Source organism: Aromatoleum tolulyticum (assembly GCF_900156155.1).
GTDB classification, from domain to species: domain Bacteria; phylum Pseudomonadota; class Gammaproteobacteria; order Burkholderiales; family Rhodocyclaceae; genus Aromatoleum; species Aromatoleum tolulyticum.
Map to the genome: position 1 here is coordinate 119,428 of NZ_FTMD01000013.1, position 16,405 is coordinate 135,832.

The following is a 16,405-nucleotide window of genomic DNA, read 5'->3' on the forward strand; positions in this document are numbered from 1 at the left end:
GCGTTGGCTCAGCGGGGTTGGGAGTAGCTTGGGCCGAGCAGATGGTCGACCACGGCGCGTGCGATACGGGCAACGAGGCGTTTTGCGCCGTGCCAGCCGTCGGCCAGGATCTGGCCCAGGGCTTCGTTGCGCAGACGCTGCGCTTCGCGGATTCGGCCTTGATAGAAGAGATAGTCGTTGTCCATTGTGCGGCTCCTTGACAGTGCAGCCCGTCGTGAGGGCATGGCCGCGACTGTACGGGGGTTGTTGCATTGCAACAAACGATCGTTCATCATGCGATGACTTAGAAAATCTCATCCGTATGCCCGTCCGTCTTCCGCCGCTCAACGCGCTGCGTGCCTTCGAGGTCGCCGCGCGTCACCTGAGCTTCAAGCTTGCCGCCGAGGAACTCTCGGTCACGCCGACCGCGATCAGCCACCAGATCCGCGGCCTCGAGCAGGACCTCGGTGTGCCCCTGTTCCGGCGCCTGACGCGTGCGCTCGAACTCACGCCGGAAGGCGAGGCGATGCTGCCCAAGCTGCGCGAAGCGATGAGCGCGATCGCCGAGTCGGTCGAGGCGGTCCGCGCGATGCGGCCGCTGAGCCGCCTGTCGGTCGTCGCGCCGCCGTCGTTCGCGTCGCGCTGGCTCGTCCCCCGCCTGCAGCGCTTCGCCGAACTGCATCCGCAGATCGAGCTGCATCTGGCGAGCGCCACCAAGGCGATCGACGGCCGCGACGCCGCGGGGCTGGGCATCGAGCCGCTCACCCAGCGCGCCGAGGGCGGCCAGCTGTGGATCCGCTTCGGCACGGGCGCCTATCCGGGGTATCGCAGCGAAATGCTGCTCGAACCCGAATACACCGCGGTGTGCAGCCCGGCGCTGCTGCGCGCGAAGATCCCGCTGCGCCAGCCGGCAGACCTGCGCCGCCACAACCTGATCCACGACGACACGGTGCCCGACACGCGCGAGCGGCCGACCTGGGCTGAATGGCTGCAGGCCGCGGGCGTCACCTCGGTGCGCGCGGACGCCGGCCTGCACTTCAGCGACTCGGGCCTTGCGATCGCCGCCGCGCTCGACGGGCTGGGCGTCGCGCTGGTGTCCAAGCCGCTGGTCGCCGCGGAGGTCGCCGCCGGCCGCCTCGTCATGCCCTTCGGCATTAGCCTGCGGCGCCGCTTCGCCTACTACATCGTGACGCCGCAGGCGCTCGTCCCGCGGGTCACGGTCACTGCCTTCCGCGAATGGCTGCTGGACGAGGCGCGCCGCGACGCGATCCGCCTGGCGGACGCGCAGCCCGCGCTCGCCGATTGAACCGAACGGGACGCCCGGGCGTCCGAGTACAATGCACGCGACAATGAATCCGGATTCTCCCCCCAGCATCGCCGCGGGCGCCCGCCCGCCGGCCCGCCCCGCGCCCTTCCTGCCGATGTCCCGCACCGAGATGAAAGCACTCGGCTGGGACGCGTGCGACGTGATCCTCGTCACCGGGGATGCCTATATCGACCACCCCAGCTTCGGCATGGCCCTGATCGGGCGGATGCTCGAGGCGCAGGGCTTTCGCGTCGGCATCATCAGCCAGCCGGACTGGAAGAGCGCGGAACCCTTCCGCGCGCTCGGCCGGCCGCGCCTGTTCTTCGGCATCACCGCGGGGAACATGGACTCGATGGTCAACCGCTACACCTCGGACCGCAAGATCCGCTCCGACGACGCCTACACGCCCGGCGCCGAAGCCGGCAGGCGGCCCGATCGTGCGGTGACGGTCTACGCGCAGCGCGCGCGCGAGGCCTTTCCCGACGCCAACGTCGTCATCGGCAGCATCGAGGCCTCGCTGCGCCGCATCGCGCATTACGACTACTGGTCCGACAAGGTGCGCCGTTCGGTGCTGCCCGACTCCAAGGCAGACCTCCTGATCTTCGGCAATGCCGAGCGCGCGCTCGTCGCGCTGGCGCGCCGTCTCGATGCCGGCGAGCCGATCGAAGCGATCCGCGACCTGCGCGGCACCGCCTTCATGGTCAAGCCGGGCTGGCTGCCGGGCGAGGAGTGGGGCGAGATCGACTCGCTGACCCTCGACCGTCCTGGCCGCGTCGAGCCCCATCCCGACCCGTATGCGATGGAGCCGCAGCAGGCATCCATGCCGGCCACCGCGGACGGCGCCCAGGCGGTGCGTATCGTCCCGGCTGCGGAACGCGTCGCCGCGCGCCGCGCCGCCCGCGGCAAGATGGTGGTCCGCCTGCCGGCCTACGAGACCGTCAGCGCCGACCCGGTGATGTACGCCCACGCCTCGCGCATCTTCCATCTCGAATCGAATCCCGGCAACGCCCGCGCGCTGGTGCAGGCGCATGGCGAAGGGCCCGGCCGGCGCGACGTGTGGCTCAACCCGCCGCCGATCCCGCTGACGACGCCCGAGATGGACTTCGTCTTTGGCCTGCCCTACGCCCGCCGGCCGCATCCCGCCTACGGCGACGCGCGCATCCCGGCCTGGGACATGATCAAGTTCTCGATCAACATCATGCGCGGCTGTTTCGGCGGCTGCACCTTCTGCTCGATCACCGAGCACGAGGGGCGCATCATCCAGAGCCGTTCGGAAGCATCGATCCTGCACGAGATCGAGGAGATCCGCGACAGGACGCCGGACTTCAAGGGCCACATCACCGACCTCGGCGGCCCCACCGCGAACATGTACCGGCTCGCGTGCAAGGACAAGAAGATCGAGACCTCGTGCCGGCGCCTGTCGTGCGTCTATCCCGGCATCTGCGAGAACCTCAACACCGACCACGCGCCGCTCGTGTCGCTGTACCGCAAGGCGCGCGCGATTCCGGGCGTCAAGCGCGTGACGATCGGCTCCGGCCTGCGCTACGACCTCGCGGTGCGCTCGCCCGAGTACGTCAAGGAGCTCGTCACGCATCACGTCAGCGGGCTCCTCAAGATCGCCCCCGAGCATACCGAGGAAGGGCCGCTGTCCAAGATGATGAAGCCCGGCATCGGCACCTACGAGAAGTTCGCCGCGATGTTCGAGAAGTACTCGCAGGAGGCGGGCAAGAAGCAGCACCTCGTCCCCTACTTCATCGCCGCGCACCCCGGGACGACAGACGAGGACATGGTGAACCTCGCGCTGTGGCTGAAGAAGCAGGGTTTCAGGCCCGACCAGGTGCAGACTTTCCTGCCCACGCCGATGGCGATGGCGACGACGATGTACCACAGCCGCCGCAACCCGCTGCGCAAGGTGTCGGCGGATTCCGAGATCGTCGAGACCGCCCGCGCGGGCAAGGTCCGCAAGCTGCACAAGGCGCTGCTGCGCTGGCACGACCCGGAGAACTGGCCGCTGATCCGCGAGGCGCTGCAGCAGATGGGGCGCGCGGACCTCATCGGCAATGGACCGAACTGTCTCGTGCCGCGTCACCAGCCGGGCGTGCCGTTGCCCGCGACCGGGCACACGGCGACATCCCCCGCGCGCGGAGCGGCCAAGGGCGCTGCAGGCGCCCGCCAGCCCGGCGGCAGGCCGGCGCCGGCGGGCAGCCGCAGCCCGCAGGCAGGGCGAGCGCCGGTGCGTTCCGGTCCGGCATCGACCGCCAAGCCCGCCCGCACGGGCAAGCGCCATGCGTAAGCCGACGACGGAGCTTGCGCGCCGCGAGCCCGCCGACGCCCTTGGGCGCCTTGGTGCCGGCTGGCTGGAGGGCGCACAGCGCTGTCCCTCGCCGAACTTCGACGCGCGTCCCGCGGACACCGAGGTGAAGCTGATCGTCGTGCACGCGATCAGCCTGCCCCCCGACGAGTTCGGCGGTCCGGGCGTCGCGCAACTGTTCACGAACGCCCTCGACCCTGCCGCGCACCCGTCCTACGCGGCGATCGCCCACCTGCGCGTGTCCGCGCATTTCTTCATCCGTCGCGACGGCAGCCTGATGCAGTTCGTGCCCACGGACGCGCGCGCGTGGCACGCCGGCATCTCGTGCTGGCGCGGACGCGAGCGCTGCAACGACTTCTCGATCGGCATCGAGCTGGAAGGGTGCGACACGCAGCCCTTCGAGCCGGCGCAGTACTCGCGCCTCGCCGCGCTGCTGCGCGTGCTGTGTGCGAATTACCCGATCGAGGCGATTGCGGGCCACTCGGACATCGCGCCCGGGCGCAAGACCGACCCCGGTCCGTGCTTCGACTGGATGCGTCTGCGGTTGGCGCTAGGCCGGCCGGAACTCGCCTGCGGACCGCTGTCCGAGCCGGTCTGAGCACTCCGGGAAGCGACTGTTACATCTTTTGTGACAATTTTTTCGCACCGCGCGAAGGCCCGGCTGTGCAAGACTTCGCGTCCGGGAGGAGGGCGGAGGGACCTTCTCAGGCCGCGTGCCTGGTTGACCAAGCCCAATCAAATCAATAAAGTAGGGTTGTTGCTGCAGTGCAGCAATGTAGTTTTCAATCGTAGTTTTCATTAGTTGGCAGTGGGGCAGCGCGCGATTCCCAGCGGATTCGGGCGCCTCGGGGCAGCGCCGCAGAGCGCATCCCGTCCCCGCCGGGCGTGAGGTCTGGTTGCGACCGCACGCTCGAACAACCACTGAAGACGTGATCTTCCGACCGACAGGCGAAGTTTGCCTGGGCGTGCTGCAGGCGCCTCGGTCGGGGGAGCATGGTCACAGCAGGGAGGTACCGATGACTCACGCAACTCGTCCTGGCCGCACGCCTCACGACGCGGCCGCGTTCTTCGTGCATTTCGTTCATGGCAGTCTGATGCTCACCGCCTTCGCGCTCGTCGCGTTCGTCGGAGCGGGCTATCTTCTGAAGGACCCCGTCAGCTATGCCGACCTCGGCGTCGGGGCCCCGGCGGCCGTTGCAGTCAGCGACACGGCGCAGGCCCCGGCCGCGCAAGCGCCCGTCGCAACGCCGCGTCCAAAGGCCGTCGCATCCGCGGCGGGGCTGTCGACCGAGATGCGCGGCGTGCGCGACTTCGTCGCGCAGCGCTACAAGATTTCCACGCGCACGCTCGAACCGCTGCTTACGGCCGCCGAACTCAGCGGCCGCAAGCTCGGCATCGACCCGCTGCTGATCGTTGCGGTGATGGCGATCGAGTCGAGCTTCAACCCCTTCGCCGAGAGCAACATGGGCGCGCAGGGATTGATGCAGGTGATTCCGCGCTTCCATCTCGACAAGATCGGCCGCAACGCCGGCGAGGATGCCCTGTTCGATCCCACGCTCAACATCCGCGTCGGCACGATGGTGCTGGTCGAGGGCATGCAGCGCTTCGGTACCCTGCAAAGCGCGCTGCAATACTACGGCGGCGCGCTCAGCGATCCGAACGCGAGCTACGCGAACAAGGTGCTTGCGATGAAGAAGCGCCTCCTCGCGGCAGCCACCCGCGCCAAGACCGAAACCGGCGTCTGATCCTGATCGCCCACGGCGGGGCGAACTCCCCGCCGCGTCGTGCGGTTCCTCAGCCGCGCATGCGCGCGATGCGCTCCGCCGCTTCCAGCAGGCGTTCGCAACGGTTCGTGTAGGCGATGCGCAGATGACGGCGGGGCTGGTTGTCGCCGAAGTCCAGCCCCGGCGTCGCCGCCACGCCGGCTTCCTCGATCAGCCGGTGCGCGAGCGCTTCGCTGTCGTCGGCGAGGCGCGCGATGTCGGCGTAGATGTAGAACGCCCCCTGCGGCTCCGCTGCGACGACGAAGCCGAGTTCGCGCAGTGCCGGCAGCAGGGTGTCGCGACGCAGCGCGAACTCGTTGCGGCGCGCCTCCAGGATCTCGATCGTCGCAGGCGCGAAGGCGGCCAGCGCGGCGTGCTGCGCCGGTGTCGACGGCGAGATGAAGAAATGCTGCGCGAGCTTCTCGATCTCGCGCACGTAGGCCTGCGGCGCGACCAGCCAGCCGAGGCGCCAGCCGGTCATGCCGAAATATTTGGAAAAACTGTTCACGACGAACACGTCGTCCATCGACTTCAGCACCGTGCTCGCTTCGACGCCGTAGGTCAGGCCCTGGTAGATCTCGTCGACGATCAGCGTGCCCTGGCGTGCGATCACCGTCGCGCGCAGCGCCGCGAGCTCCGCCTGATCGAGCAGGGTGCCGGTGGGGTTCGACGGGCTCGCGACGATCAGGCCGCGCGTGCGCGCCGTCCACGCGTCCGCGACCTGATCGGGCGTCGGCTGGTAGCGCGTCGCGGCGCCCACCGGCAGTGCCCGCGGCACGCCCTCGAAGCTGCGCACGAGGTGGCGGTTTGACGGATAGCCGGGGTCGGGCAGGAGCCACTCGTCGCCCGGGTCGGTCGTCGCGGCAAGCGCCAGCATCAGCGCGCCCGAGGCGCCCGGCGTGACGATGATGCGCTCGGGGGCGACGTCCGCACCGAAACGCTCGTGGTAGAAGCGCGCGATGGCCTCGCGCAGCTGCGGCAGACCGAGGGCTGCGGTGTAATGCACGTCGCCGCCGGCGAGGAAGCGCGTCGCCGCGTCGATCATCGGCTGCGGCGTCGCGAAGTCCGGCTCGCCGACTTCCATGTGGATGATGTCACGCCCCTGCGCCTCGAGTTCGCGCGCGCGTCGCAGCAGCTCCATCACGTGGAAGGGCTGGATGTCGGCGGTGCGGCGGGCGAGATGCGGGGTCATGCGTGGTCCTTGGGGCGATCGATGTGGAATTGTAGGCGACCGAAAAAACAAAAGCGCCGACGCGCGGCGCTTTTGCGGGCTCAGCCGGCCATGGCCGGCCGGGAAGGTCAGACCGACAGGGTCAGTTCGAACATCTCGCGCTTGAGCGTCAGCGCGCGCGGCAGGCGATCCTGCAGCTTGTCGAACCATTCCTTGTGCAGTTCGAGTTCCTTCTTCCATGCGTCGGCGTCGACCTTGGTCAGCGCCTCGAACTCTTCCTTGGTCACGTCGGAACCGGTCCAGTCGATGTCCTCGAATTTGGGCATCCAGCCGAGCGAGGTTTCCTGCGCGCCGATGCGGCCGCGCACGCGGTCGACGATCCACTTCAGCACGCGCATGTTCTCGCCGAAGCCCGGCCACATGAACTCGCCCTTCTCGTTCATGCGGAACCAGTTCACGCAGAAGATCTTCGGCGTCTGTTCGACCACGTGGCCCATCTTCAACCAGTGGTTGAAGTAGTCGCCCATGTGGTAGCCGCAGAAGGGCAGCATCGCGAACGGGTCGCGACGCACCACGCCCTGCGCGCCGAAGGCGGCGGCGGTGGTTTCCGAGCCGAGGGTCGCCGCCATGTAGACGCCGAAGTTCCAGTTGAAGGCCTGGTAGGCCAGCGGCACGGTGGTCGCGCGGCGGCCGCCGAAGATGAAGGCCGAGATCGGCACGCCGGCCGGATCCTGCCAGTTCGGGTCGATCGACGGACACTGCTCGGCCGGCGCGGTGAAGCGCGAGTTCGGGTGTGCCGCCTTGCGGCCCGTTTCCTTGGCCAGTTCGGGCGTCCAGTCCTTGCCCTGCCAGTCGATCAGGTGCGCGGGAGCTTCCTTGCTCATGCCTTCCCACCACACGTCGCCGTCGTCGGTCAGCGCGACGTTGGTGAAGATGATGTTTTCCTTCAGCGTCGCCATCGCGTTGTAGTTGGTCTTTTCCGACGTGCCCGGGGCGACGCCGAAGAAGCCCGCTTCGGGGTTGATGGCGTAGAACTTGCCGTCCTTGCCCGGCTTGATCCACGCGATGTCGTCACCGACGGTGTAGATCTTCCAGCCGTTGAAGGACTTCGGCGGGATCAGCATGGCGAAGTTGGTCTTGCCGCAGGCCGACGGGAAGGCCGCCGCGACGTAGGTCTTCTCGCCTTCGGGCGACTCGACGCCGAGGATCAGCATGTGCTCGGCGAGCCAGCCTTCGTCGCGCGCCATCGTCGAGGCGATGCGCAGCGCGAAGCACTTCTTGCCCAGCAGCGCGTTGCCGCCGTAGCCCGAGCCGTAGGACCAGATCTCGCGCGTCTCGGGGTAGTGGACGATGTACTTGGTGTCCGGGTTGCACGGCCAGCGCGAATCCTTCTCGCCCGGCCCGAGCGGGGCGCCGACGGAGTGCACGCAGGGCACGAATTCGCCGTCGGTGCCGAGCACGTCATACACGGCGCGGCCCATGCGCGTCATCGTGCGCATGTTGGTGACCACATAGGGGCTGTCGGAGATCTCGACGCCGATGTGGGCGATCGGCGAGCCGAGCGGGCCCATCGAGAACGGCACCACGTACAGCGTGCGGCCCCGCATGCAGCCCTTGAACAGGCCGTTGAGGGTCTCGCGCATCGTGGCCGGGTCTTCCCAGTTGTTCGTGGGGCCGGCGTCGTCCTTGTTCTTGGAGCAGATGTAGGTGCGGTCTTCGACGCGTGCGACGTCCGAGGGGTCGGACCACGCGAGGTACGAGTTCTTGCGCTTTTCCGGATTGAGCTTGATCAGCATGCCCGCCTCGACCATTTCGGCGCACAGGCGGTCGTATTCCTCGGCCGATCCGTCGCACCAGTAAACCCGGTCGGGTTCGGTCAGTGCGGCGATTTCCGCGACCCACTTCTTCAGGCCGGCGTGGCGGATGTAAGCGGGCGCGCCGGCCAGGATGGCCTCGGCGGACAAGCGTTGAGTCATGGTGAAAAGCTCTCCAGATTGCAGAAGCAAAAGCGGTAACCCACCTGGAGCTCGCTGCCACACGTCCTGGCGGGGTCTTGAACGGGCCTTTGGACCTTCTTGTTGTGCCGGGGTTGCGGAAACTACTAGGGTAAACCGCAGTCGGCGAGAGCCTAATATTATGCCACGGCAGCGGGCTCGACGGAAAACAGCTTCTTCGTCCCCTGGCGCCCGGTCGTACCGCCATACCCCGGCGGGACTGTCTCCCCGCGGCAATCCGCGGCATCATTGCAGCCTCGGGAGACGGTCGGCGACGGCCGCGAGAGATTGACTACAACAATTACGGGACATCACATGGACGAATTGATCCGCGCTGCGGCGCTCGACTATCACCGCTATCCGCGGCCGGGCAAGATCTCGGTCACCCCCACCAAAGTGCTTTCCAACCAGCGCGACCTGTCGCTGGCCTATTCGCCGGGCGTCGCCGCCGCGTGCGACGCGATCGTCGAGGAGCCTGGCGAGGCGGCGAACCTGACCGCGCGCAGCAACCTGATCGGTGTCGTCACCAACGGCACCGCGGTGCTGGGCCTGGGCAACATCGGCCCGCTCGCCGCCAAGCCGGTCATGGAAGGCAAGGGCGTGCTGTTCAAGAAGTTCGCCGGCATCGACGTGTTCGACCTCGAGATCGCCGAAAACGACCCGGACAAGCTGATCGACATGATCGCGGCGCTGGAGCCCACTTTCGGCGGCATCAACCTCGAGGACATCAAGGCGCCGGAATGCTTCTACATCGAGGCTCGCCTGCGCGAACGGATGAAGATCCCGGTCTTCCATGACGACCAGCACGGCACCGCGATCGTCGTCGGCGCAGCGGTCCTCAACGGCCTGCATCTGCTCGGCAAGGACCTGAAGAAGGTCAAGCTCGTGACCTCCGGCGCAGGCGCGGCGGCGCTTGCCTGCCTCGGCCTGCTCGAGAAGCTCGGCATTCCGGTCGAGAACATCTGGGTCACCGACCTCGAAGGCGTCGTGTATGAAGGCCGTACGGTGCTGATGGACCCGATCAAGGCGCGTTACGCCAAGGCCACCAGCGCACGCAAGCTCGCCGAGGTCATCGAGGGGGCGGACGTGTTCCTCGGGTTGTCGGCGGGCGGCGTGCTCAAGCCCGAGATGGTCGCGAAGATGGCGGCGAAGCCGATGATCCTTGCGCTCGCGAACCCGATGCCGGAGATCCTGCCCGAGCTGGTGAAGTCGGTGCGCGACGACGCGATCATCGCGACGGGCCGTTCGGACTATCCGAACCAGGTCAACAACGTGCTGTGCTTCCCCTTCATCTTCCGCGGCGCGCTCGACGTCGGCGCGACCACGATCACCGACGAGATGCAGCTCGCCGCCGTCAAGGCGATCGCCGAACTCGCGCGCGCCGAGCAGAGCGACATCGTTGCCGCCGCCTACGGCGAGAAGGTGTCGGGCTTCGGTCCCGAGTACATCATTCCGCGCCCCTTCGACCCGCGCCTGATCGTCAAGATCGCCCCGGCGGTCGCGGCGGCCGGCATGGCCTCCGGCGTCGCGACGCGTCCGATCACCGACTGGGACGCCTACCGCACCCAGCTCAACAACTTCGTGTGGCATTCGGGCCTCATCATGAAGCCGGTGTTCGCGGCAGCGCGTGGCACGGGCCAGCGCATCATCTTCGCCGAGGGCGAGTCGGAGCGCGTGCTGCGCGCGGTGCAGACGGTGGTCGACGAAGGCCTGGCGCGCCCGATCCTGATCGGCCGGCCCGAGGTCGTCACCGCCAATATCGAGCGCTTCGGCCTGCGCATCCGCCCGGAGCAGGATTTCGAGCTCGTGAACCAGGACTCGGATCCGCGCTTCAAGGAGCTGTGGACCTACTACCACGGCCTGATGGAGCGCCAGGGCGTGTCGGTCGAGTACGCGAAGAAGGAAGTGCGCCGCCGCACGACGCTCATCGGCGCGCTGCTGCTCAAGCAGGGCTATGGCGACGGCCTGATCTGCGGCACCTACGGCATGCACCGGCTGCACCTCGACTTCATCGAGAAGGTCATCGGCCGGCGCGAGGGCGTGAAGCACTGCTACGCGCTCAACGTCGTGAACCTGCCCGAACGCACGCTGTTCCTCGCCGACACCTACATCAACTATGACCCGTCGCCGGAACAGCTCGTCGAGATGACGCTGCTGGCGGCCGAGGAGATGTCGCGCTTCGGCATGACGCCGAAGGTTGCGCTGCTGTCGCATTCGTCCTTCGGCAGTGCCGATTCGCCGACCGCCGAGAAGATGCGCGCCGCATTGCGCCTGCTGCACGAACGTCATCCGGGGCTCGAGGTCGAGGGCGAGATGCACGGCGATGCAGCGCTCGACGCCGAGCTGCGCCTGCGCATCTTCCCCAACGCGCGCATGCGCGATGCCGCCAACCTGTTGATCTTCCCGACGCTGGATGCCGCCAACATTGCCTTCAATCTGCTCAAGACCGCAGCGGGCGAAGGAATGACGGTCGGTCCGATCCTGCTCGGCGCGGCGCGTCCGGTGCATATCCTGACGCCCTCGGCGACGGTGCGCCGCATCGTCAACATGACCGCCCTCACGGCGGTTGAAGCGGCGCAGCGCAAGTTCTGACGCGGCTTGCAGTGAAAACGCGGGCGCCGGTCTTCCCCGGCCGGGTGCCCGCGTGGCATGATTTCCCGGAAGTGTCCGCAAGCGACCGGAGGCTGCATGGCTGAAGGCAAGGCTGCGCTGGTACTGACGGGAGGCGGCGCACGCGCCGCCTACCAGGTCGGTGTGCTGTCGGCGATCCGCGAGATCCGCGGACGCCGCGCGGGCAATCCGTTTCCCATCCTGTGCGGCACCTCGGCGGGCGGCATCAATGCGGTCGCGCTGGCGGTGTTTGCCGGCGACTTCAACCGTGGCGTGCGCATGCTCGCGCGCATCTGGCGGCAGTTCCACGTCGACCAGGTGTACCGCGCCGACGCCGCGGCGCTGCTCGCGACCGGCTTGCGCTGGGCTTCCGCGCTGACGCTGGGCTGGGCGGTGCGCCAGACGCCGGGCTCGCTGCTCGACAATTCTCCACTGCGCCGCCTGCTCACCGAAGTGCTGGATTTTTCCGCCATCGGCCGCAGCATCGAGCAGGGACACCTGCACGCGGTGAGCGTGGCGGCGTCGGGCTATTCGTCCGGCGAGAGCCTGGCCTTCTTCGAGGCCGTGCCGGAAGTGCAGGCCTGGCGGCGCATGCAGCGGCTGGGCGTGCGCACTTCGATCGGCGTCGATCATCTGCTGGCGACGAGCGCGATTCCCTTCGTGTTTCCCCCGGTGCGCATCAACCGCGAATGGTTCGGTGACGGCTCCATGCGCCAGCTCGCCCCGATCAGTCCCGCAATCCACCTTGGCGCGGACCGCATCCTCGTGATCGGTTCGGGGCGTCTGGTCGAAGAGGGGCGTCAGCGCACGGAAGGCTACCCCTCTCTCGCGCAGATCGCCGGCCACGCCTTGTCGAGCATCTTCCTCGACGGCCTGTCGGTGGACCTCGAGCGGCTCCAGCGCATCAACATCACGGCGGGCGCGATGAGTCCCGAGCAGCGCGCGGCGGCGGGCATCTACCTGCGGCCCATCGAAACGCTGGTGATCTCGCCGTCGCAGCGTCTCGACGCGATCGCAGGACGGAATCGCGACAGCCTTCCGCTCGCGCTGCGTACCGTGTTGCGCGGCGTCGGCGCGATGCGGCGCGACGGTTCGACGCTGCTGTCCTACCTGCTGTTCGAGCCGCCGTTCACGCAGGCGCTGCTGGAGCTCGGTTACAAGGACACGATGGACCGGCGCAGCGAAGTCGAGGCATTTCTCCGTGTGTAACGGTCTCCATCCCTGACGCAGGGTCATCTAAACTATTGACTTGGATGAACGTGTGACGCGATGTAAGAAATTTTTCGTGGAATACTTCAAAAAGACTTGATATCTGCTTAATCTGTATAAGAATAGTAATGGGTCCAGCGTTTTCCCCCTTATTGTTTCTTTTGTTTCAGGCCACAAGATGAAATTCCGTAATCTGGCGATCGCGATGATCAGTCTCGCGATGATGCAGGCGGGCTGGAGTCTCCCCGCTTCGGCCGCCACGAGGGCGGCCGCGTCTGGTTCCGAAGGAACCGCGACGAAGACCGTCAAGAAGTCCACCAGACGCTCCGTCAGTGTTCCCGCGAAAAAAACGGTGACAAAGCGCGTCACCCGCAAGGCGGTTGCGCGACAGGAAGCGCGCCGCATCAAGGTTTCGCTGCGCCGCGAGCCCGTGATCCCCGAAGCATCGATCGACAACACGCCGCTGCAGCTCGACGCCGCGGGTCTGCCGCACCTGCGCTCGTCGGCCTTCCTCGTCATGAACCAGAACACCGGTCACGTGATCCTCGAGAGGAAGAGTGACTCCGTGTTGCCCATTGCCTCGATCACCAAGCTGATGACGGCGATGGTCGTGCTCGATGCCGGTCAGAGCCTCGCCGAGGAAATCGCGATCTCCGAAGGCGACATCGACATGCTCAAGGGCACCGGTTCGCGCCTGTCGCTGGGTACGCGCCTGACGCGCGAGGAGATGCTGCATCTCGCGCTGATGTCGTCGGAAAACCGTGCCGCCTCCGCGCTCGCGCGTCACTATCCGGGCGGCGAGGCCGCTTTCGTCGCGGCGATGAACGTCAAGGCGCGCATGATCGGCCTGACGGAAACCCATTTCAGCGATCCGACCGGGCTGACGCCGGAAAACGTGTCGAGTCCACACGATCTCGCGCGCATGGTCTCCGCGGCGGCAACCTACCCGCTGATCCGCGAGTTCACGACGACCTCCGAGCGTTACGTGCAGATCGGCTCGCGCATGCACCGCTTCGGCAACACCAACTCGCTGGTGCGCAGCCCGGACTGGGAGATCGGCGTATCGAAGACCGGCTACATCCGTGAGGCGGGCCGCTGCCTCGTGATGCAGGCGTGGCTGTTGAAGCAGCCGGTGATCATCGTGCTGATGGATTCGGACGGGCGCTACTCGCGCACCGCGGACGCCGTGCGCATCAAGAAATGGCTCGAAGCCGCCGGCCCGCAGCGTGTGGCGACGGCTGCCGGGAAGGAAAACATCTGAGGGATCGTGAACGTGCGCGCCCCGGCAGCGCCGGGGCGGTATTCAGCGTGCGGTGCGCCTGACGTAGCCCAGCGCGCGTGAAATCTCGTCCGCCGCCTCGCGCACGAGGGGCGCGCGGTCGGGGTTGAAGCGCTCCGACGGGGTGGACACCGACAGGCCGGCGATCAGTTCGCCGCTGTCGTCGCGCACCCCAGCGGCGATGCAGCGCACGCCGATCTCCACCTCTTCCAGGTCGAAAGCCACGCCGTGGCGGCGGACTTTGTCGAGCTCCTTCTCGAGGGCGCCGATCTCGGTGATCGAGGCCGGCGTCGATCCGGGCAGGCCGGTGCGCCGGCCGTACTCGCGCACGCGGTCCATGCCGTCCTCGACGAGGAAGAGCTTGCCGGTCGCGGTCGTGTGGAGCGGGGCGCGCGCGCCGACGATGTGCACGACGCGCACCGCGGAGCGGCCGCTGGAGGTCCGCTCGACATAGACGATCTCGTCGCCGTCGCGGATGCCGAGGTTCACGCTCTCCCCGGTGGCCGCATGCAGCTTGAGCATCGCCGGCATCGCGGTTTCGCGCAGCGAGATGCGCGACTTGACCAGGCTGCCGAGTTCCAGGAGCCGGATCCCCAGGCGATAGGTGCCCCCCTCTCCGCGTTCGACGAAACCGCTCTGTGCCATCGCGCTCAGGATGCGGTGCGCCGTCGACGGGTGCAGTCCCGTTTCCTGGGCGATCTGCTTGAGCGCAGCCGGGTCCGGGTGGCGCGCCAGCACGTCGAGCAACTTCATCATGCGCTCGACGACCTGGATCGGATTCTTGGTTTCGGTGGGGGTGTTGGTGCTCACGCGGTCGGTCAGGGATTTGCAGTTGCGCGCATTCTAGCCGGCGCGGGGTGATTTCGCCTAGTGAAATGCCGCGGCGTGTGCCGCAATGCCAGCCGTCGCGTCGCTGGAAGCTGCGGCGGGCAGCCGATATACTGGAACGCGTTGCGCCCGGCGATGCCGGGCATTGTTTTTTGAACGGTTCGTCCGCGCTGCGCGCGGGCGCGCCTGCGAACCGGATTGCCACCATGAAGCGCTCGAAGGAAGCCGGCACGCCCGGCGATGTCCCCGCACAGGAAGATGCTGCCGACGCGCCGCGCCGCACGCTGGGCGTGAAACGCCAGGGCGAGGCACCCGTCGTCGAGGGGGCGCGTCGGGCCGGCGTGCGTGCGCGCTTCCAGCCCGGTTATGCGAAGACGGTCGCGGCGACGCGGGCGCTTGAGGGCGAGGCGCAGGGAAAGGCGCGCGGCGGCAAGGCCGGCCGGCCACCGGAAGCGGCGCGCGCGGAAGAGACCGGGCGCGGGCGCAGGCCGGAGCGTCCGAAGGCGGCCGGTGTGGCGGGTGCCGAACGCCGTCCGCGCAAGGATGGCGATCAGCCGCGCACGACGCCCGGAGGAGAGCGCCCGGTGCGCAAACCGGAGCGTCCGAACGCGGCCGGTGTGGCGGGCGCCGAACGCCGTCCGCGCAAGGATGGCGATCAGCCGCGCACGACGCCCGGAGGAGAGCGCCCGGTGCGCAAACCGGAGCGTCCGAACGCGGCCGGTGTGGCGGGCGCCGAACGCCGTCCGCGCAAGGATGGCGATCAGCCGCGCACGACGCCGGGAGGAGAGCGCCCGGTGCGCAAGCCGGCAGCTAAGCCGGCTGCTCCGGCCCCTCGTGCTCCCGTCGCTCGCCGCGACGATCGCCCCGTCGCCGCACGACCGGCAGCCCGTGCCGAGGCGGCGCCGACGGCCGCGGCCGAAGGCGTGCGCCTGTCGAAGGTGATGTCCGAGCGCGGCCTGTGCTCGCGCCGCGAGGCCGACGGCTTCATCGAGCGTGGCTGGGTGCTCGTGGATGGCCAGCGGGTGTCGGAGCTCGGCACGCGCATCGACCCGAACGCGGAGATCACGCTCGCGCCGCAGGCGCGCCGGCGCCAGTCGGAGCGCGTGACGATCCTGTTGCACAAGCCGGTCGGCTACGTGTCGGGGCAACCCGAGCCCGGCTACGAGCCGGCCGTGTCGCTGATCGGTGCCGGCAACCAGTTCGACCGCGACACCGCCCAGACCTTCGACTTTTCGCACCTCAAGGGCCTCGCGCCGGCCGGACGCCTCGATATCGACTCGACCGGCCTGCTCGTGCTGACGCAGGACGGCCGCATCGCGCGCCAGCTGATCGGCGACGACTCGGAGGTGGACAAGGAATACCTCGTGCGCGTCGAGGGTTCGCTCGACGAGCACGGACTCGCGCTGCTGAACCACGGCCTCGAGCTCGACGGCCGCAAGCTGCGGCGCGCCAAGGTCGAGTGGATCAACGAGGATCAGCTGCGCTTCGTGCTGCGCGAAGGCCGCAAGCGTCAGATCCGGCGCATGTGCGAGCTGGTCGGCCTGAAGGTGGTCGGCCTCAAGCGCATCCGGATCGGGCGGATCCGGCTAGGCGACCTTCCGCTCGGGCAATGGCGCTTTCTGCGCGAAGACGAGGGGTTTTGACTCCTTCGCCCGCATCTTCACGGGGGCGGCTTTCACCGTCGCGGGGCTGCGGCGGCGTTTGGCAGCGCGTCTGACCGGCAGACTGGCCGGATCGCTGACTCCGGACTGTTCGGTAAACCAGCCTTTCAGCGGGCAGTCGCGCCCCTCAGGACAGCCGTGCTCGCGGGCGCACTCCTTCTGCGTTTCATCCAGCAGCACCATTTCCCGGACCGCCTCGCAGCGGCCGATGGGAGAGTCGAGGAATGTCATGACGAACTCCTTGAAGCGGTTATGCGGAAAGAGGGGATTCTTGTACTTTCAATCTAGCCAGCA

General features: G+C 67.9%; 13 protein-coding genes. 8 read left to right on the forward strand and 5 right to left on the reverse strand.

The features are described from left to right. Positions 1-8: 8 nt before the first annotated feature. Entirely contained in the window at positions 9-185 is a 177-nt protein-coding gene (locus BW991_RS23925; protein WP_170879134.1) for a hypothetical protein, read from the reverse strand. A gap of 116 nt (positions 186-301) precedes the next feature. On the opposite strand from BW991_RS23925, the gene gcvA reads away from it, so the two are divergent. The 4 genes from gcvA (at position 302) to BW991_RS18265 (ending at position 5,341) form a co-directional block, all read left to right on the forward strand. After that, positions 302-1,285, forward strand: coding sequence for a transcriptional regulator GcvA (gene gcvA / locus BW991_RS18250; protein ID WP_076603551.1), 984 nt, complete (start codon positions 302-304; stop codon positions 1,283-1,285). Positions 1,286-1,400: 115 nt separating this feature from the next. Further along, complete coding sequence (locus BW991_RS18255; protein ID WP_212566922.1) at positions 1,401-3,578, forward strand: YgiQ family radical SAM protein; 2,178 nt, start codon at positions 1,401-1,403, stop codon at positions 3,576-3,578. Continuing rightward, a complete protein-coding gene (ampD, locus tag BW991_RS18260; RefSeq protein ID WP_084205146.1) occupies positions 3,571-4,194 on the forward strand; it encodes a 1,6-anhydro-N-acetylmuramyl-L-alanine amidase AmpD in 624 nt (207 codons plus the stop codon). The genes BW991_RS18255 and ampD overlap by 8 nt, the downstream gene beginning before the upstream one ends. 418 nt (positions 4,195-4,612) lie before the next feature. Next, positions 4,613-5,341 (forward strand): transglycosylase SLT domain-containing protein, encoded by a 729-nt coding sequence (locus tag BW991_RS18265; protein ID WP_076603553.1) that lies wholly within the window; start codon positions 4,613-4,615, stop codon positions 5,339-5,341. A 49-nt stretch (positions 5,342-5,390) separates the two neighbouring features. On the opposite strand, the gene BW991_RS18270 is transcribed toward BW991_RS18265, so the two are convergent. Then, positions 5,391-6,551, reverse strand: a complete 1,161-nt coding sequence (locus BW991_RS18270) for a pyridoxal phosphate-dependent aminotransferase (protein ID WP_076603554.1) — start codon at positions 6,549-6,551, stop codon at positions 5,391-5,393. 107 nt (positions 6,552-6,658) lie between these two features. Next, positions 6,659-8,506, reverse strand: coding sequence for a phosphoenolpyruvate carboxykinase (GTP) (locus BW991_RS18275; protein ID WP_076603555.1), 1,848 nt, complete (start codon positions 8,504-8,506; stop codon positions 6,659-6,661). 333 nt (positions 8,507-8,839) lie between these two features. Here BW991_RS18275 and BW991_RS18280 point away from each other — a divergent pair, with 333 nt between their 5' ends. The 3 genes from BW991_RS18280 (at position 8,840) to BW991_RS18290 (ending at position 13,604) form a co-directional block, all read left to right on the forward strand. Then, positions 8,840-11,116: an NADP-dependent malic enzyme gene (locus BW991_RS18280; protein ID WP_076603556.1), complete on the forward strand. Its 2,277-nt coding sequence runs from the start codon at positions 8,840-8,842 to the stop codon at positions 11,114-11,116. 96 nt (positions 11,117-11,212) lie between these two features. Next, entirely contained in the window at positions 11,213-12,343 is a 1,131-nt protein-coding gene (locus tag BW991_RS18285) for a patatin-like phospholipase family protein (protein WP_076603557.1), read from the forward strand. 178 nt (positions 12,344-12,521) lie between these two features. After that, a complete protein-coding gene (locus BW991_RS18290; protein WP_076603558.1) occupies positions 12,522-13,604 on the forward strand; it encodes a serine hydrolase in 1,083 nt (360 codons plus the stop codon). Positions 13,605-13,646: 42 nt separating this feature from the next. Here BW991_RS18290 and BW991_RS18295 read toward each other — a convergent pair whose 3' ends face one another. After that, positions 13,647-14,378: an IclR family transcriptional regulator gene (locus BW991_RS18295; RefSeq protein ID WP_224793076.1), complete on the reverse strand. Its 732-nt coding sequence runs from the start codon at positions 14,376-14,378 to the stop codon at positions 13,647-13,649. 278 nt (positions 14,379-14,656) lie between these two features. Here BW991_RS18295 and BW991_RS18300 point away from each other — a divergent pair, with 278 nt between their 5' ends. Continuing rightward, positions 14,657-16,093, forward strand: coding sequence for a pseudouridine synthase (locus BW991_RS18300; protein ID WP_244551755.1), 1,437 nt, complete (start codon positions 14,657-14,659; stop codon positions 16,091-16,093). Here BW991_RS18300 and BW991_RS18305 read toward each other — a convergent pair. Beyond that, complete coding sequence (locus BW991_RS18305; protein ID WP_076603560.1) at positions 16,037-16,342, reverse strand: hypothetical protein; 306 nt, start codon at positions 16,340-16,342, stop codon at positions 16,037-16,039. The two genes, BW991_RS18300 and BW991_RS18305, sit on opposite strands and share 57 nt — an antisense overlap. Positions 16,343-16,405 lie beyond the last annotated feature (63 nt).